General features: G+C 67.4%; 19 protein-coding genes. 10 read left to right on the forward strand and 9 right to left on the reverse strand.

What is annotated here, in order from left to right; translation table 11 throughout:
• Positions 1-2 precede the first annotated feature (2 nt).
• From OSB52_RS20120 to OSB52_RS20145, 6 genes are all read left to right on the forward strand, one after another.
• Complete coding sequence (locus tag OSB52_RS20120) at positions 3-629, forward strand: MBL fold metallo-hydrolase (RefSeq protein WP_266063299.1); 627 nt, start codon at positions 3-5, stop codon at positions 627-629.
• Between the two features lie 69 nt (positions 630-698).
• Positions 699-1,151: a DoxX family protein gene (locus OSB52_RS20125; protein ID WP_266063300.1), complete on the forward strand. Its 453-nt coding sequence runs from the start codon at positions 699-701 to the stop codon at positions 1,149-1,151.
• Between the two features lie 148 nt (positions 1,152-1,299).
• Entirely contained in the window at positions 1,300-2,826 is a 1,527-nt protein-coding gene (locus tag OSB52_RS20130) for an ATP-dependent DNA ligase (protein ID WP_266063301.1), read from the forward strand.
• A gap of 500 nt (positions 2,827-3,326) precedes the next feature.
• Complete coding sequence (locus OSB52_RS20135; protein WP_235721660.1) at positions 3,327-3,968, forward strand: LGFP repeat-containing protein; 642 nt, start codon at positions 3,327-3,329, stop codon at positions 3,966-3,968.
• 418 nt (positions 3,969-4,386) lie between these two features.
• Positions 4,387-4,962 (forward strand): TetR/AcrR family transcriptional regulator, encoded by a 576-nt coding sequence (locus OSB52_RS20140; RefSeq protein WP_266063302.1) that lies wholly within the window; start codon positions 4,387-4,389, stop codon positions 4,960-4,962.
• A 274-nt stretch (positions 4,963-5,236) separates the two neighbouring features.
• The gene (locus OSB52_RS20145; RefSeq protein WP_372512456.1) at positions 5,237-6,040 is read left to right on the forward strand and encodes a CE1 family esterase; all 804 of its coding nucleotides are present in this window, start codon (positions 5,237-5,239) and stop codon (positions 6,038-6,040) included.
• Positions 6,041-6,253: 213 nt separating this feature from the next.
• Here the strand turns inward: OSB52_RS20145 and OSB52_RS20150 are convergent, their stop codons facing one another.
• The 7 genes from OSB52_RS20150 to OSB52_RS20180 all read right to left on the reverse strand — a co-directional run bounded on the left by OSB52_RS20150 (position 6,254) and on the right by OSB52_RS20180 (position 12,734).
• Positions 6,254-7,042, reverse strand: a complete 789-nt coding sequence (locus OSB52_RS20150) for an anti-sigma factor (protein WP_266063303.1) — start codon at positions 7,040-7,042, stop codon at positions 6,254-6,256.
• Positions 7,035-7,721, reverse strand: coding sequence for an ECF RNA polymerase sigma factor SigK (gene sigK, locus OSB52_RS20155; protein ID WP_268899804.1), 687 nt, complete (start codon positions 7,719-7,721; stop codon positions 7,035-7,037). Before sigK ends, OSB52_RS20150 begins: the two co-directional genes overlap by 8 nt.
• Positions 7,718-8,542 (reverse strand): DUF1295 domain-containing protein, encoded by an 825-nt coding sequence (locus OSB52_RS20160; protein WP_266063304.1) that lies wholly within the window; start codon positions 8,540-8,542, stop codon positions 7,718-7,720. The genes sigK and OSB52_RS20160 overlap by 4 nt, the downstream gene beginning before the upstream one ends.
• Positions 8,539-9,891 carry a class I SAM-dependent methyltransferase gene (locus tag OSB52_RS20165; protein ID WP_266063305.1) on the reverse strand — a complete coding sequence of 451 codons (1,353 nt, stop codon included), beginning with the start codon at positions 9,889-9,891 and terminating at the stop codon, positions 8,539-8,541. The genes OSB52_RS20160 and OSB52_RS20165 overlap by 4 nt, the downstream gene beginning before the upstream one ends.
• Positions 9,872-10,714: a DUF1365 domain-containing protein gene (locus OSB52_RS20170; RefSeq protein WP_266063314.1), complete on the reverse strand. Its 843-nt coding sequence runs from the start codon at positions 10,712-10,714 to the stop codon at positions 9,872-9,874. Before OSB52_RS20170 ends, OSB52_RS20165 begins: the two co-directional genes overlap by 20 nt.
• Positions 10,715-10,926: 212 nt before the next feature.
• Complete coding sequence (locus OSB52_RS20175) at positions 10,927-12,225, reverse strand: NAD(P)/FAD-dependent oxidoreductase (protein WP_266063306.1); 1,299 nt, start codon at positions 12,223-12,225, stop codon at positions 10,927-10,929.
• 89 nt (positions 12,226-12,314) lie between these two features.
• On the reverse strand, positions 12,315-12,734 hold the full coding sequence (locus tag OSB52_RS20180) for a YccF domain-containing protein (RefSeq protein WP_235721667.1): 420 nt from the start codon (positions 12,732-12,734) through the stop codon (positions 12,315-12,317).
• A gap of 97 nt (positions 12,735-12,831) precedes the next feature.
• Here OSB52_RS20180 and OSB52_RS20185 point away from each other — a divergent pair, with 97 nt between their 5' ends.
• Positions 12,832-13,077, forward strand: coding sequence for a hypothetical protein (locus OSB52_RS20185; RefSeq protein WP_235721993.1), 246 nt, complete (start codon positions 12,832-12,834; stop codon positions 13,075-13,077).
• A gap of 6 nt (positions 13,078-13,083) precedes the next feature.
• Here the strand turns inward: OSB52_RS20185 and OSB52_RS20190 are convergent, their stop codons facing one another.
• Positions 13,084-13,662, reverse strand: coding sequence for a TIGR03086 family metal-binding protein (locus tag OSB52_RS20190; protein WP_266063307.1), 579 nt, complete (start codon positions 13,660-13,662; stop codon positions 13,084-13,086).
• A 37-nt stretch (positions 13,663-13,699) separates the two neighbouring features.
• On the opposite strand from OSB52_RS20190, the gene OSB52_RS20195 reads away from it, so the two are divergent.
• Positions 13,700-14,545 (forward strand): helix-turn-helix domain-containing protein, encoded by an 846-nt coding sequence (locus OSB52_RS20195; RefSeq protein WP_266063308.1) that lies wholly within the window; start codon positions 13,700-13,702, stop codon positions 14,543-14,545.
• Positions 14,546-14,645: 100 nt separating this feature from the next.
• Positions 14,646-15,917, forward strand: a complete 1,272-nt coding sequence (locus tag OSB52_RS20200; RefSeq protein WP_266063309.1) for a GAF domain-containing protein — start codon at positions 14,646-14,648, stop codon at positions 15,915-15,917.
• A gap of 53 nt (positions 15,918-15,970) precedes the next feature.
• On the opposite strand, the gene OSB52_RS20205 is transcribed toward OSB52_RS20200, so the two are convergent.
• A complete protein-coding gene (locus tag OSB52_RS20205) occupies positions 15,971-16,579 on the reverse strand; it encodes a class I SAM-dependent methyltransferase (protein ID WP_266063310.1) in 609 nt (202 codons plus the stop codon).
• A gap of 43 nt (positions 16,580-16,622) precedes the next feature.
• Between OSB52_RS20205 and dinB the strand changes: the two genes are divergently transcribed.
• Positions 16,623-17,831 carry a DNA polymerase IV gene (gene dinB / locus OSB52_RS20210; protein WP_266063311.1) on the forward strand — a complete coding sequence of 403 codons (1,209 nt, stop codon included), beginning with the start codon at positions 16,623-16,625 and terminating at the stop codon, positions 17,829-17,831.
• Positions 17,832-17,878 lie beyond the last annotated feature (47 nt).

Here is a 17,878-nt window from a genome sequence, read left to right on the forward strand (position 1 = left end):
CCATGACGTTGAACATCGAGAACGTGGTCACCTCAGGCAAATTCGAGCTCGACGGCGGATCCTGGGATGTCGACAACAACATCTGGATCGTCGGCGACGATTCCGAGGTCGTCATCATCGACGCCGCTCACTCGGCCGCCCCGATCCTGGATGTGGTCGGAGACCGTACCGTGAAAGCGATCCTGCTCACCCACGGCCACAACGATCACATCACGGTGGCACCGGAACTGTCCGAGGCCACCGGCGCTCCGATCCTGCTGCACCCGGGTGACGACATGTTGTGGAACGAGACGCATCCTGATGTCTCCCATCAGGATTTGACCGACGGTCAGACGGTGCAGGTCGCCGGCACCTCGTTGACGGTGATCAACACACCCGGACACTCGCCGGGGTCGTCGGTGATCCATGCGCCGGAGGCCGGGGTGCTGTTCTCCGGAGACACGTTGTTCCAGGGCGGGCCGGGAGCGACGGGCCGGTCCTACTCCGACTTCCCGACGATCATCGCATCGATCCAGGAGAAGATCTTCTCGCTCGATCCGGAGACCAAGGTCTACACCGGGCACGGCGACGGCACCACCGTCGGCACCGAATCGCCGCACCTCGAGGAGTGGATCAAGCGGGGCAGCTGACGTTGTGGGATGGCCCACAACATGCGGACGGGTATGGAACTCGCGCGCGCGAGGTGCTCTAGTTAGGTAATGCTTACCTCTCTAGAGCGTCTCGCCCCGTGGGTCATCGCCGCATTCCGCATCGTCGTGGGGTTCGTCTTCTTCTGTCACGGAACGTCGACCTTGCTCGGGTGGCCGGTCGCTCCCTACGGGGGCGACACCGCGGCATTCGGTGCCTGGCCATCGTGGTGGGCCGGAGCGATCCAGCTGGTCGGTGGGCTGCTGGTGATGCTCGGACTCCAGACCCGGGTGGCCGCCCTGATCGGCTCCGGATCGATGGCGGTGGCCTACTTCTGGAAGCATCAGGGCGACGGACTGCTCCCGATCCAGAATGACGGGGATTCCGCGGCGCTGTTCTGCTGGGCCCTGTTCCTGTTGGCGTTCATCGGTTCGGGCAGGCTCGCCATGGACAACCTGCTGAACCGATCGCCCGATCGCAGCGAGCCGTCCGCGGATCGTTCGCTGGCCGAGCCGGTCTCGTAGCATCGTTGCGCTGCGACGGCGTGGTGGCGTGGTTGGGTGCGTGCACAGTGATCGGAGGCCGTTGACGCGGTGCCAACCGGTATCGTGGCACCGTGGGTCGATTAGCCGATGGTGACGCGGACCTGATCGACGGTGGGACAGCACGACCATGAAACTCGCGCGGGTGGTCGAGACGTCGGCAGCGGTCGCCGCGACGCGGTCACGCAAGACCAAGACCGCCGAACTCGGGGCGCTGCTCGACGAGGCCACCGCCGACGAGATCCCCACCGTGGTCGCGTGGTTGTCCGGGGTCATCGGACAGGGGCGTCTCGGAGTGGGCTGGCGTTCCCTGTCGTCGATGGGCGGGGCGCCTGCCGGTGAACCCACGCTGACTGTTGACGGTGTCGACGAGGTATTCGATCGGCTGGCCGGAGCGCACGGTCCGGGGTCGGCGACGCTCCGCAAGGACTTGCTGATCGAAATGTTCGGTGCCGCCACCGAAGCCGAGCAGGGTTTCTTGCGTCGACTGATGACCGGTGAACTCCGACAGGGTGCGTTGGCCGGCGTGATGGTCGATGCGATCGCGTCGGCCTCGGGGCAGCCGCTCGACCTTGTGCGTCGCGCCCACATGCTGACCGGTTCACTGCCGGAGACCGCTTCACTTGCCGTGCACGGCGGAGCCGATGCGCTCGCGGCCGTGGGCTTGCAGGTAGGGCGGGCGGTGGCGCCGATGCTGGCGACACCGGCCGATTCGCTGGCCGACGCCGTCGTCACGCTGGGCCCTGATGTGGTGGTGGACTTCAAACTCGACGGGGCGCGGGTGCAGGTGCATCGTCGCGGGGACGAGGTGTCGGTCTACACCCGTAGCCTGCGTGACATCACCTCCGCGGTCCCCGACATCGTTGAGGTGGCGCGCCAGTTGCCTTGCAACGCAGTCATCCTCGACGGTGAGACGCTCACCCTGGACGCCGACGGACGTCCGCGTCCCTTCCAGGACACCATGAGTCGTTTCGGGTCGGCCGGAGTGGCCGACGACGATCCGGCTGCGCTGCTGCGCCCGTTCTTCTTCGACTGTCTGCACCTCGACGGGATCGATCTGATCGACCGGCCACTGACCGAACGACTCGATGCCTTGACCGCACTCGCGGCGGACCTGCGCATCCCGTCGGTGGTCAACCCCACCGTCGAGGAGGCGCAGAGCCACCTGGACGCGGCGCTCGCCGCAGGCCATGAAGGCGTGATGGTGAAATCGCTCGCCGGACCGTATGCGGCGGGGAGACGCGGGAAGGCCTGGCAGAAGGTGAAACCCGTGCACACCTTCGACCTGGTGGTGCTCGGCGCGGAGTGGGGATCGGGGCGTCGCACCGGCTTCTTGTCGAACCTGCACCTCGGTGCACGCGACCCGGACGGCGGCCCGCCGATCATGGTCGGCAAGACCTTCAAGGGCCTCACCGACAAGCTGCTGCAGTGGCAGACCGACGAATTCCCGAAGCACGAGAGTCATCGAGACTCGTACACCGTCTACCTGCGGCCCGAGATCGTGGTGGAGATCGAACTCGATGGCGTCCAACGCAGTTCACGCTATCCCGGTGGTGTGGCACTGAGATTCGCGCGAGTCGTGCGCTATCGGCCCGACAAGACTGTCGACGAGGCAGACACAGTCGAGACGATCCGCGCGTTGCTGCCGGATTCGTAGTCGAGTGGGCGTCAGCCGCTTGTTGGGTGCGCGCTGACCAGCTAGTGTCCCGCGTCGGAAATTCGTTGATGATTTCGACGCCCAGGCGTCGCCTCGCCTCGTTGGCGTCGTCGCAGGTACATCCAGTACCTGCTCCTCCGCCGCCTCGCGATGCATCCACCTGGACCGCCGAACTTATGAAACGAATTTCCGACGCGGGACACTAGCAGGTTTAAGACGCCAGATCATTGAATTCAATCCGCGCAGCGTACTCGGACGGTCGTGGAGTTGGCTGAAGTCAGCGAACCGGACATTTGTGTGTGAATGCAAATAGACTGTGACCGTCCGCATCTCGTCTGGCAGACGTCGTCTGGGGGGCACATTGTCTCAATGGACTGCGGAAATTGGGAAACGATGCGTGGTAATCCCCATATCTTCGCTCGCGTCTGGATAGGCTGCCGGGCGGGACGCGCAAACTACGTGTGTCTTTTCGGAATGCTTCCGAAAACCGAAAGGAAATCATGAAGCAGATCGTTCGACGCGCGACCGGTGTGACTGCGGCGCTCGCGGCGGCCACCCTGATCGTGGCAGGTTGCAGCGACGACACCGACGCCGGTGATGTGACCGATGCGGCGTCGTCGGTGGTGGCCGGCGCGGCCAGTGACGTTTCCGGTGCGGCCGGCGGAGCAGCCGAAGCAAGCGGTGCCGAGTCGGGAAGCGTAGACCTCACCGCCGCAGATGGTTCGACCGTCACGCTGACCGGACCGATCGCGGCCAAGTACCAGTCCGCCACCGAGCAGCAGAAGCAGGATCTCGGCGCACCGCTGACCGGCGAAGACGCGTCGGGCAGCAGTGATAACGGCGTGGTGTTCCAGCAGTTCGATGGTGGAGTCATCACCGCCGCGAACGACGACGAAGGCACACCCGCGTACATCACCTGGGGCAAGATCCGCGACGCCTGGAACGTCAAGCGCGACGACGCGGGCATGCCGTCCCCTGACGGTGAGGGCGGGTCCAGCGGACCGTTGGGCACCGCGACCAGCGACGAAACCGACAACGCCGGAGTCAAGGAATCCACCTTCGAGCACGGCAAGATCACCTGGGATTCGGCGACCGACACCGTCGAGGTCACCGTCAACGGTGAGGTCGTACCGACCCAGTAACTCACACGGGTAGGGTGCGCCCGGGTCGACGTGACAGCAATGCCGGCTCGGGTGCGAGCTCGGCGTCACCCATCTGCCACCGCGCTCAGCCGGCACCGTGCGGAGCGGGTGGCGCCGAGCATGGACCCGGGCCGGCGCCGGCCCGGGTCGCCGACGATCAGCAGGTAGCCGCGCGTTCCTCATGATCCGACCAGTTCGAGCTGCTCTCGATGGCCCCGATGATGCGGGGACGCAGGTGGGCCGCCACCGCGCCGATCGAGCCGACCTCGACCGCGCGACGGTACACCGTTGAGCTTTTAGTGGCGGTGCTGTGCGGAAGAAGAAGGATTGTTGGCGGTGAGATACCGGGCCCAAAGAATGACAACTGTCAATTAGTTAACAGTTGCAATTGATGTGGCCCGGATCTACTGTCACTGACATGCGGGGGCAGGTCACAGTCGATTCCACGGTTGATCGCCGTGTCCGTCGTTCCCGTGCCGCGTTGTTCGACGCTGCGGTGCGGGTGGTGTCGGAGCGGGGGACGACGGCGGTGTCACTGACCGAGCTGGCCGAGACTGCCGACCTCAGCCGACAAGCCGTGTATTCGCATTTCACCGACCGGGATGCGCTGATCGTCGCTGCCGGCGTCGACCTGATCGAGCGGGAGGTGTTCCCGCAGTTGATTGACTGCGACGATCAGGACTGGCGTGCGATGACCCTGCTGGCGACATGTCACCTCGCGCGCTACTGGCAGTTCTACCGTGCCGTCGGCACCGGCCCGTGCGCCTACCCGGCGAAGCAGGCCGTGCTCGCGGCGGTGGCCGCCCTGCGGGATCGTCCCGGCGGACACCTCGCGCTCGCGAGCGGCGACGACGCCACATTCGTCGTCGGTGGATGCTTTTCGGTTTTCACGCAATGGCTCGACGAGAGCGACGATCCTCTCGACCCGGAGGCGATGGCCGATCGACTACTCGCCATGGCCGACCGGCTGCTCGGCGGAATGCTCTCCGATTAGTGCGGTGCACAAGGGAAATCACAGGAGGCCGACGATGTTCACGTACTCGGTAGTACGCGTCGCAAGCGTGCTCTTCGCGGTGGTCGTGGCGGTGATGACGACGCATGCGTCCGCATCTGCAACTCCGGCCGTCCGCACCAGTACCGACGCCCCGGTACCATCGTCTGGGTGCCGAACCGCCGCCCCGGCGGGGACGTCCGTCCACGCCTTCTCGGCCGCCGGCAGATCGGGAGACTATCTCCAAGAGGTTCCCCACGTCGCGGCACGAACACCCATGCCCGTGGTGTTCGACGTCCACGGCTACCTGCAGCCCGGCATCATGCAGAACGCGTGGAGCGGGATGGGCGCGTACGGGGCACGGCACGGATTCGCGGTGATAGTGCCGGAAACTCATGTCCTGCCGCCGAAGTGGGACTACCGCAAGAACAGTGCAGACATCGCGTTCTTGTCCGAGATGCTGACCCACGTCGAGCAGACGCTGTGCATCGACAAACGCCGGGTGTACATGACCGGACTGTCGATGGGCGCCTTCACCACTTCGTCGGTCGCCTGCCAACTCGCCGACCGATTCGCTGCCGTCGCGCCAGTGTCGGGTCTCCAGGACTTCACGTGGTGCCGGCCCGCCCGGGACGTTCCGGTCGTCGCCTTCCACGGTACAGGTGACGAGATCCTCTCCTACACAGGCGGAACCGGGTCCCGTGGCATGCAGCTGCCGGCGTCGGACGGAACACTACGAACCATCGGCCGGCAGATGCGGGAGGACAAACATCCACAACTGGTCCCCAACGCGGCAAGCATCCCGGCCCAAACCGCTGCCTGGGCGCGACGCAACGGCTGCGCATCCACCCCGACCACGAAGCAGATCACGCATGATGTTGCGCGAACGTCGTATGCATGTGCACCCGACAGTTCGGTCGAGCTCTACACCATCTATGGCGGCGGCCACACCTGGCCGGGCGGCGACCCGGCTCTCGTGCCCACGCAGATCACCGGCCCGATAACCCAGTCGATCAGCGCCACCGCGATCATCTGGGATTTCTTCCGGGCGCATCCGCTGCGCGGGCCGATGGATGCGTGACGGTTTGTGAAATAACCTGCGACGTCGGGCTATACGTCCATTTGACGCAATGCATCCGCCGCATCCAAGCTACCGCCGGACGTCGTTTCCCACACCAGTCGCGCTTTTTCGTTCTGCACGAGCTCGGTGACCGGCGTTCGCGGTCGGTCTTGGCCGCACTGCCCAGCCTGACTCGCGCGCATCGTCGGATCACGGAGCACACGTGGTGACGGTCTACGTCAGGGGCAACTCGGCCACGAACGGGCCGGACGGCTGCGTCGAACCGCCGGGCGGCTCGACGGTGAAGGCCAGCGCGGTGGCATCGCCGAGATCCTTGATGACCGCGGTGGTCGAGGGCGCGACGTCCTCGTCGGTCATCGTGCCCGCCGACGTCTCGCCGGTCGGTCCGACCAGCCACATCTGGTAGACCGTGCCCGGCGCAGGCGGCGGCACATCGTTCATCACCAGCACCCCTGCGTCGGCGGTCGGCGAGTAGGTGACGGTCGCGCGGCCGCTGGCCACATCGCCGGATGAGGTGCGCACGTCCTTGGCTGCGAACACCTGCTCGGCGGTGGGTGGTGAGGTGGTGTCGGTCGTGGCGACGCCGATCACCCAGCCGACGGCGCCGACGGCGACCGCCACCACGGCAGCGGCGGCGGCGTACATCAACCGACGCCGGCGATGCAGCGGGGTGACCGATGCGCCGGGCCGCTCAGCGTGAAGCTCGCCGGCGGGGGCGGGCGCAGCCCGCAGCGGGGTCACCTCCGGGCCGGTGGTCACGCGCTCGGCCTCGGCTCGCGCGGCCGCGAGGACCCGCTCGCGCAGTGTCTCCGGGGGAGCGGTCGCGGTGACGTGGCTGATGCCGGCCATTGCTTCTCGGGTGGCGGCCACCTGCCGGTCGAACGCCGCGCGGACCTCGGGTGCCTCGGCATCCAGTCTGCGATGCAGATCGTCGAGTTCGGCCGATTCCACCGCATCGAGGCCCACTGCGGGAGCCAGGTCGAGGAGTTCGTCGTCACGCATCACGATCCCCCAGACACTGTCGTAGCCGCTTGAGGCCGTCGCGGATACGCGACTTGATGGTCGGCAGCGCTACGGAGAGCCGTTCGGCGACCTCTCGATACGACAGGCCGTGGTAGTAGGCGAGGTCCACCGACTGACGCTGCACCTCGGTCAGGGTCTGCAGACAGCCGAGTACCTCACGGGTGACCTCCCGGGATTCGACGGCCTCGGTGACCTCGTCGAAGGTCGACGGGATGCCCGCCAGCCCGTAGTTGACGTCACGTCGGCTGGCCGCCGATTCCGAGCGCACCCGGTCGACGGCACGACGGTGGGCGAGGGTGATCAGCCAGGACAGTGCCGATCCGGCGTTGGGATCAAACGACCGCGCCGAACGCCACACTTGCAAGAACACCTCTTGGGTGGTCTCCTCGCTGAACCCGGGGTCACGTAGGACGCGCAACACCATGCCGTACACGCGGTCGCAGGTGAGGTCGTAGAAGCGTGCGAAGGCCTCGGAGTCGCCAGTCGCGATCCGATCGAGCAGGGCCGGCAGTACGGCTACGTCGGATGCGGGATCTGCGGTCACCGCGCACACTCGGTCGTCATCGACGATCAGCCTAGTAGGCGGGCGGCCGACCCTCAACGACTTCCCGGTGGATACCCGAACGGGCGCCGACCCGCCGGGGGCGAGCACGGTCATGGTGTCGACTCCGACCCTGCCCGCGGCGGGCGGGGCAGGAAGTAGGACGTGCGCTGCTGGTACTCGGGATAGCCCGGTCGCTTGCTCATCGATTCTTCGAGCAGCCGGGCTCCCGTGGCGAAGACGAGGAAATACGTCATCGCAACCGGCGACAGCACCGTCAGTACGCCGGGCCAACTGCTCGCGGCGATCAGCCACACACCCCACCAGACACTGGAGTCGCCGAAATAGTTGGGATGCCGTGTCCACGACCACAGGCCGCGGTCCATGATCTTTCCTTTGTTCGCCGGGTCGGCCTTGAACCGCCTCAGCTGGGCGTCGCCGACTGCCTCGAACGTGAAACCCAACAGCCACAGGACGACCCCAGCCACCAGCACAATCGTCCAGACGCCTGCGGTGGCGTCGACCACCGCCGACACCTGGATCGGCAGCGACACGAACCACTGCGAGATCCCCTGCGTGGCAAAGATCTTGCGGGCCACAATGCCGATCTCGGTACCGCCGGAGCGTTCCAGCATCTCGGTGTAGCGAGGATCTTCACCCTTGCCGGCCGACTTCTGGTACATGTGCCAACTCAGCCGCAGGCCCCACACGGTCACCAACGCCGCGAGCAGCCACCGGCGAGTCGCGTCGCCGGGGCCGAGGATCAGCGCCAGCCAGGAGATCCCGACGAAGCCGAGGCCCCACGACACGTCCACCACGTTGTAGCGGCCGATGCGATGGCCGATCGCCATCGTGACGGCGTGCAAGACCAGCAGGAACATCAGCGCTGCCGCGGTGAGGATTCCGAAGGCCGCCCACGGGGATGTGTCGGCGATCATCGCGGGTCCTCGACCGCTTCGCGGGCGAACACCAGCTGGTGTACATCGAGATAGCCGGCGCGGAAACCGGCTTCCGAGTACGCCAGATAGAACTCCCACATGCGGCGGAACGTCGCGTCGAAGCCGAGGGCGGCGACCTCATCGCGACGGGCGGTGAAGCGTTCGCGCCACAGGCGCAACGTCTCGGCGTAGTGGGCTCCCATTGCCTCACCTTCGATCAGACGCAGCGAGGTGCGGCGACGGGTCACCGCGTCGAGAGCCCTCAGCGAGGTCAACTGGCCGCCGGGAAAGATGTACTTGTGCACCCAGGTGTAGGTGCTGCGGGAGGCGACCATCCGGTCGTGCGGCATGGTGATCGCCTGGATGGCGACCCGTCCGCCCGGCGCCAGCACCCGGTCGATCGTCTGGAAATAGGTCGGCCAGTACTTCTCACCGACGGCCTCGATCATCTCCACCGACACCACCGCGTCGTACTCGCCCCGGACCGCGCGGTAGTCGCAGAGGTCGATCTGGACGCGATCGGCCAGCCCGGCGCCGGCCACCCGCTCCCGGGCGAGGGACTGCTGCTCCGACGACAAGGTGACCGACCGGACCGTGGCGCCGCGGGCGGCGGCTCGCAGGCACAATTCACCCCACCCGGTGCCGATCTCGAGCACCCGGGTGCCCGGGCCCACACCCGCGGCATCCAGCAACCGGTCTATCTTGCGGTGTTGCGCGGATTCCAGATCCGACCACGGTGGACGTGTGCCACGTTCGAGGTCGGCGAACAATGCGCTCGAGTAGGTCATCGTGTCATCGAGGAACAGTGCGAACAGATCGTTGGACAGATCGTAGTGACGCGCGATGTTGCGGCGCGTGTTCTTGGTCGAGTTCTCCTCTGACTCTGGATGTTTCGGCAGCACGACCGACCGTAGTGTCTGCAGAGGTCGCGGCACCAGCCGCGCCACCCGGGTGGCGAACGGGGTCAGCACGCCGACGAGGTCGTCGGTCGTCCAGTCGCCGGCCATATACGACTCGCCGAAGCCGATCAGCCCGCCGGTACCGACCCGCCGCGCGAACTCCGTCGGACGGCGGATGATCATCCGCGGCAACACCCGATCGCCGTGGTCACCGAGCACGGTGCCGTCGGGCATCTCCACCCGAACATCCACGCCACGGACGGCATGCCGGAACAGGCGGGCCGCTGCGGCGCTGCGGATCGCGGTGGTACGGCCTCGTGGCGGCTGCGCGACATCGGGCCAGCGTGCGGCCTCGGCGGGCGTCAGATCGGAGGCGGCGTCGTCGGCGACGGTTGCGGCCTGGGTGTGGTCGGCTGAGTCGCCGGAGAGATCACGAAGCGGAGCGTTCATCGTCGTCCTTTCGCGAGACGGGAGTGCCGGATGCGGGGCATGCGGAGACGGTCATGGAGTCGGGGTGTGCAGGGCGTGGGATGACCGGGAGTCGGCGAAGCCACAGTCGAATTCCGTGGATTCGGATGCGTGCCGACACGAGCACAGGAGCGAGCGGCGCGCGCAGTTGGGTGCGGATGATTTCGGCGGTGGTGGCCGGTCGGGCACGCCCGGTGACCGATGCGGTGAACGGGTCCTGGCCGTCGCGGTGCAGTGTCACCGACACCGCGACCCGACCGTCGGCGCGCGGCGGCGGGACATGGAGCCGGTAGGTGCCGTCCACGTCGTTGAACGGAGAGACGTAGAACTCCTTGGGTACCAACGCATCTCCGTGGGAATCCGGGGTCACCACGTAGCAGTGCCGCTCGCCGTAGGTGTTGTGCACCTCGGCCACCACACGGTCGAGCGTGCCGTCTCGATTGTGGCACCAGTACACGCTGAGTGGGTTGAAGACGTGACCGGCCACCCGCGGGGACAGCAGCGCCACCACCCGACCGGAGGGCGGTGCGAGGCCGGCGGTCGCGAGTTGGTGGTGGAGGCGGGAGCGCAGCGTGTCGCCGGGGTGAGTGGGTTGCCCGAAGTGGTCGGCGGCACGGAAATGTGCGAAGGGCCGCAACCATTTTCCGGTGATGGGTGGGTGGTCGACATCGATCAGCCACGCGACGCTGCGGTGGGTGAACGCGTGCCGGATCGGCGATGTGCGGGCGTGGCGGATGCGGGTGTGGACGATCGCCGGGGTGGGTGGCCCTTCGTGACGCTCGCAAGCTCGCTCCTCAGGGACCAGGTGACGCTCGCAAGCTCGCTCCTCACGGACCAAGCTGATGCCGCTGCTCCCTGAGGAGGCCCGGAGCGTGCGGAGGGCCGTCACGAAGGGTCCCACGAGGGAAGACGTGGTCTCCTCACGTGGTCTCGATACGCCCCCTCGCCTAGCGGCTCGGGAACTACTCGACCACCGACGTGGGCCAACGACGGAGATCGGCGCCAAACGGTTGCCGGTCATACCGACACCTCGGGCTCGCCGGCCGGCCGCATCGCGCCGAGGTGTTGTGCGGCACGCAGCCCGGACACCGCCCCGTCCTCGTGGAATCCCCAGCCGTGGTAAGCGCCGGCGAACGCGATGCGGTCGGTATTCGCATCCGGCAACAGAGCCTGTGCGGCAACGGATTCGGTGGTGTACACGGGGTGTTCGTAGCTCATCTCGTCGATCACGGTGGACTCGTCGACGAGGTCGGTGCGGCCCATGGTAACCAGCATGCGGGGCTGCTGCGCGGACAGACGCATGAGACGGGTCAGGTCATAGGTGACGGCGACATCGGAACCGTCCGAGCGGATCTGGTAGTTCCACGATGCCCACGCACGGCGCGCCCGCGGTAGCAGGGTGGTGTCGCTGTGCAGGACCGCGCGCTTCATCGAATACCCGATGGCGCCGAGTGCACGTTGTTGCGCGGCGGTGGGTCGGGTCAGCATGCTCAGCGCCTGGTGCGGATGCGTGGCGACGACCGCCGCATCGAACCGCTCGGGGCCGGCATCGGTGCTGATCTGCACCGCATCGTCGATGGTCTCTACCGCACGCACCGGAGTGCTCCGGCGCACCATGCCGCCGGTCGCGTCGATCCGATCGGCGATCTTCGCCACGTAACTGGCCGAACCACCCACCACCGTGCGCCAGGTGGGTGAGCCGAACACCGAGAGCATCCCGTGGTGCTCGAGAAAGGTGAACAGGTAGCGGGCCGGGTACTCTGCGGCCAGGTCGGCGTCACACGACCACACGGCGGCCACCAACGGGACGAGGAAGTTGTCGACGAAGTAGCGGGAGAAGCGTTCGCGAGCCACGAACTCCGACAGCGGCTCGTCGGAATCCGGGGTGTCGAGAAGCCGTCGGGCACTGCGGTGGAAGCGGGTGACCTCGCCGAGCATCATCAGGTAGCGGCCGCGGGTGAGGTTGCGTGCGGTGGGGAACAGGCCACCCACGCCCAATGCCCCGGCGTACTCGAGTCCGGTGAGCGTCAAGGACACCGACATCGACATGTCGGTGTCCTGGGTCGCGACATCGAGATCGTCGAACACCCGCAGCAGGGTTGGATAGGTGCGGTCGTTGTGCACGATGAACCCGGTGTCGACCGGCACCACTTGCCCGTCGGGCATCGTCACGTCGTGTGTGTGCGCGTGACCACCCAGGCGATTGTCGGCTTCGAAGAGGGTCACGGTGTGGCGGTCGGCCAACAGGTGTGCGGCGGTCAGTCCTGCCACACCGCTGCCGACCACGGCCACTGATCCGAACGGCGTTCTGCTCATGCCCGGTGTTCGGTACCGGGACACGATCGGATGGGTGCAGTGGCGTGTGACCTGCCGCAGAGCCGTGCGGGGTGGTCATCGCCGTCAGATCAGTACGCCGGGCGCTGCCCGGGCGCTGCGCCGGTGACGACGTCGCTGTCGGTGGAGACGATCTTGGCGCCCAGCGGCAGCAGCGACACCGGCACCATCTTGAAACTCGCGATACCCAGCGGGATGCCGATGATCGTCAGGCACATCGCCAGGCCGGTCACGATATGGCCGATGGCCAGCCAGATGCCGGCCACGATCAGCCAGATGATGTTGCCGATCAGCGACATCGCGCCCGCGGTGGGTTTGCGGACCACGGTGCGGCCGAACGGCCACAGGGCGTAATTGGCCATCCGGAACGAGGCGATGCCGAACGGGATGGTGATGATCAGGATGCAACAGATGATCCCGGCCACCGCATACCCGATCGCCATCCACACGCCGCACAGCAGGAGCCAGATCACGTTGAGGATGGTCTTCATGACGCCATTGTCCGCCACCGGCCGACCCGGCGTCGAGGAGTCGGGCAACCGAGGCGGCCGCACAGAGATCTGTTCGCAGGCCCGTTACCCTGGCGCCATGGCCGACCGGGGGCGTGAAGCGGTGTGGGCGGTGCTGACCACCGTCGTGCTCGTCGTGCGCATGCTGGCCACAATCGCGCTGGTGTTGCTCGCGATCGGGTGGGCGGTGGCCGCCGTGCGCGACAGCATGAACAACCAGTTCCTTTGGCCGGCGGTCATCACCGGAACGGTGCTGCTGCTCAGCACCTACCTCTACAGCTTCCTGCGCGCCCGGTATCCGCGCCGCAATGGGTGGATTCCGTAGCGCGGGTCAGGCTTGTCGCCCCAACGTTGCCAGCAACCGTGTCTGCCGGTCGGCATCCGGCGCCACCTCGACGCCGGGCTTGCAGACGCCGTCGCCGTACAGAGCCGGGCCGAATCCGGCTGCGGCGGTCTCCATCAGGGTCATTTCGTCGTCGCTGAACCGCACGTCGAGGCCGGCGGCGCTGCCCACATCCCAGCGATGGGCCACCATGTCGAATCCGTAGAAACGCATCAGTGTTTCGCCGATGGTGGTGGGTCCGAAGTGGCCGTCGAAGGATCGGTCGCCGACGGCGGGGTCGGTGAGGGCCTCCGAAACCCGGTCGGCATGAGTTTGCCAGGCGGTCACCGGGTCGTCGAGATCCGGGCGCGCGCCGAGGTCGATCCCGTGGCCGTCGAAGAACTGGCGTTGGGTGTCGATGACATGGGCGACGACGTCGCGGGCGGTCCAGCCGTCGCACGGCGAGTCGGCGGACCATGCGTCGGCGGGCACCGAGGCCACGACGGCGGCGAAACCGTCGGCGAGTTGGCGGTAGCGGGCACCGAGGTCGGTGCCGGAATCCTGTGCAGTGTGCGATGAAGTGGTCATGATGGAACGGTAACCAGACCGACCGGGGCGAGAATTGATGAAATCCGACAGTTCGGGGCAGCCCGCAGGCACCCGTATCGACGAGGTGGAACGTGCCCACCTCGTCGACCCCGGCGACACGTCGTTCGCGATCGGCCGCTGGGCGCCTGCACCCGATGTCGCCGACCTGATCAGGCGGTTCTGGGTGCCGATCTGGTCGGTCCCGCCGGGTGCGGAGGCTCCGCAGCGGGTGTTGCAGTATCCGGTGTGTCTGGTGGTGGTGACCGCGGAATACTCGCGGTTCTACGGCGTCGTGACCGGGTTGTCGGAGACGGTGCTCACGGGTGAGGGCTGGGCGATCGGGACGATGCTGACCCCGGCCGCCGGGGGACTGATCACCGGCGGCGCGGTGTCGGACTGGACCGACCGATTCGGCGATCTGTCCGAACCCGCCGGCGCGGCCGGAGCGAGGCTCACCGCCGACGTGCGGGCGGTGATGGCGCCGGGCCCGCGTGACCCAGACCGTCAACACGAGGCGACCGACCTGGTGGAGGCGTGGATTCGTGGGTTCGCGCCGGTCGACGACGACGGGCTGCTGATCAATGCGATCGTCGAGTTTGTCGAGGGTGACTCGTCGGTGACGTCGGTGACCCAGATATGCGACCGCTTCCACGTCACCGAACGCAGCCTGCAGCGACTGACCCGACGGCGACTCGGGCTGACCCCGAAGTGGCTGATCCAGCGGCGGCGGCTGCAGGAAGCGGCCGAGCGGCTGCGCGGCGCCGACACCACCCTCGCGGTGATCGCGGCCGAGCTGGGCTACGCCGACGAAGCGCACCTGGTGCGTGACTTCCGCACCGTCACCGGGATGACCCCGGGACAGTTTGCCGCACGATTCTCTTAGTGCGACGTGCGTCACGCTAGGCTTGCGGGACGGGGGTCGTGTTGCCCCCACCACTCCGGGCGGCACGATCGGAGCAGATGAGACCGATTACGGAGGGCTGATGAGCGATCCTGTCTCGGCGTCCTCCCGTGTCCGCAGGGCGTATGAGGACTTCCTGTCCGGCATCGCCCCCGCCGACGACTCGGTACGTTCGTTGGTGCGGGACTCCTGGGCGCGTTCGGTCAGTCGGGGCGTGAATCCCGGGGAGGCGGTCCCCGACGACGACACCGCGGCGATGAGTGCCGCAGAATTCGCCGAGTATCGCGCCGCGCACCCGATCACCGCGGTGCGTCCGCTGGTGCAGTCGCTGATGCTCGACGACATCGCCGACACCGGGGTGGTGGTGGCGCTGACCGACCAGGCCGGGCGACTGCTGTGGGTGGAGGGTGCCACCGACGCGCGCGACCGGGCTGCCGACATCAATTTCGTCGAGGGCTCGCTGTGGAGCGAGGAAGTGGTCGGCACCAACGCTCCGGGGTTGGCGCTGGCGGTGGACCGCGGGGTGCAGGTGGTGGGTCCAGAACACTTCGCCGGGCCCGTCCAGCAATGGAGTTGTGCCGCCGCGCCGGTGCACGATCCCATCACCGGCCACGTCATCGGTGTCATCGACGTGACCGGCGGACGTGAGGTGGCGGCACCGTTCGCGCTGGCCGCGGTACGTTCGGTGGTGGCCGCTGTGGAGCGCGAAATGCAATCCCGTGCAGTCGACCTCGCTGATCCGACCACGTTCTCGCCGGCGCCGGGCGGGGCTCGGCTGTCGGTGCTCGGCGCGGGCGGCTACATGTGGCGGGCGAGCGGGGGCGAGCGCAGCCTGTCGCGGCGTCACGCCGAGATCCTGCTGCTCCTGCAGGCTTACCCGGAAGGGCTCAACACCGAACAACTCGCGCTGCTGCTCGCCGAGGACGGGGTGGACCCGGTCACCGTGCGGGCCGAGATCTCCCGCCTGCGTAGGGATCTGGGTACCGACGTGGTGGCGTCGCGGCCCTACCGGCTGACCGTCGAACTGACCTCCGACGTCTCCGAGGTCCGTGACCGTATCGCGGCCGGTAGCGACCTCGGCGGGGTCATCGACCTGCTCGGTCGCGGCGGATTGCTCGCCGAATCGTCGGCGCCGGGTGTCGTGGAGCTCTTCGAGGAACTGCGTGAGGATCTGCGTTCCCGGCTCATCGCGCAGGGGGAGGTCACCACGTTGCGCAAGTGGACGTCGTCGACCCATGGTCGGGACGACCTGGTCGCATGGCGTCGACTCGAGCACCGGTTGCCGGCCGGGCACCCGGATCGGGCTGTGGTGGGTGGTCGAATTCGGTTGCTGGACAAGCGGTACGGCGTCTAGATTCCGCGGACGCTGCGCCCAGTCGACGGGAAACGGCGCCCACTCGACGGGAACTATTCGGCACGTCGGGCGTGTAGCACCACATCGTGGGTGTGCGCTCCACCGCCGGCGGCCACGCCGCGTTCCCGCGTCTCGTCGGTGAGTATCGTCCAGCCGTCTGCGAGCAGGGCGGCGACGTCGGCGGGCTGGAAGTAGTCGTCGGGGTTGCGGCCGTGCGCGCGGATGCCCTCGGCCTCGTGGGAGACCATCAGCAGTCGACCACCGGGCCCGACCGCCTCGATGATCCTGCGGATCGAGGTCTCGTCGGTGCGGGCGAGCGGGAAATAGTGCAGCGACACCAGGCCGAAGTCGCGGCCGGGGATCTCGTCGACGGTGAGATCGGCGCGCAACCAGGTGATCGCCTCCCGGGTGTCGGTTTCACGGGCGCGGTCGATGGCCACCTGGGAGATGTCGACGGCGGTGACCTGCCAGCCGCGGTCGGCCAGCCAGCGTGCGTCGGCGCCCTCACCCGAGCCGACGTCGAGCGCGGTGCCCGGCTCAACGTCGGCGATCTCCGTGATCAGGGCGGGATTGACGTCGGCGGTCCACAGGCGGTCGGCGCTGCTGTACCGCTGGTCCCATTCCGCTGCGCCGTCCATGTCGCCGTGTGTGTGCTCGTTCATACTCCGACCGTACTTGTCAGACCGCCATGCGAACATATGTTCTATGCGTATCGAGCGTAAGGACCGGTCGGAGGCCACGATCCTGCATGCCGATCTGGATTCCTTCTATGCCTCGGTTGAGCAGCGTGACGATCCCCGCCTGCGGGGACGTCCGGTGATCGTCGGCGGTGGGGTGGTGCTGGCGGCCAGCTACGAGGCGAAGGCGTACGGGGTGCGGACGCCGATGTCTGGTCGGGACGCCCGGGCACTGTGTCCCGACGCGATCGAGGTGCGCCCGCGATTCGACGCATACTCCGAGGCCAGCCGCGCGGTGTTCGAGATCTTCGACGACATCACTCCCGTCGTCGAAGGCATCTCCGTCGACGAGGCATTCATGGACGTCGGCGGCCTGCGGCGGATCAGCGGTACCCCGGTGCAGATCGCCGCTGCGCTGCGCAGCCGGGTTGCCACTGAGGTCGGTCTGCCGATCACCGTCGGGCTGGCCTGCACGAAGTTCCTGGCCAAGGTGGCCAGCGCAGTCGCCAAGCCCGACGGGTTGCTGGAGGTGGCGCCGGGCACCGAACTCGAGTTCCTACATCCCCTGCCGGTGCGGCGGCTGTGGGGTGTCGGCGCCGTCACCGAGGGCAAACTCGCCGACGCAGGCATCCGTACGGTGGGCGATCTCGCCGCGTTCGGTGAGCACGGCCTGTGTGGCCTGCTCGGCCGGGGCGCCGGCCGGCATCTGTATGCCTTGTCGATGGCGCGTGACCCGCGGCGCGTGGAGACGGGACGTCGGCGCCGGTCGATCGGTTCCCAGCGTGCGCTGGGGCGTCGACCGAAGAACGAGGCCGACATCGAGGCCACGCTCGTCGCGATCGTCGAACGTCTGGGCAAACGGCTGCGCGGCGCGGATCGGGTCTGCCGAACCGTGGTGCTGCGGCTGCGGTTCGACGATTTCGGTCGTGCCACACGATCGCGGTCGTTCCTGGAATGCACCGATCGCACCGACATCATCATGGCCGTCGCGCGCGGTCTGCTCGACGACGCGATGCCGCTGATCCGGCAGCGCGGGTGCACGCTGATCGGGTTGTCGCTGACCAACCTCGACGACCACGACAGCGTCCAGCTGAGTCTGCCATTCGAGTCCGACCATGCCGCCGACCTCGACATCGCGATGGACGCACTGCGCAACCGTTTCGGCAGGGATGCGGTGACCCGGGCCGTGCTCGTCGGCCGCCACCACGGCGACGACGCGCCGATGTTGCCGGACTGAGGGTGTGGTGCGGGGGTCTCGATACGCGGCCTCGCCCGGGGGCTCGG

This window comes from Gordonia aquimaris (assembly GCF_026262595.1).
In the GTDB taxonomy this organism is placed as follows: Bacteria; Actinomycetota; Actinomycetes; order Mycobacteriales; family Mycobacteriaceae; genus Gordonia; species Gordonia tangerina.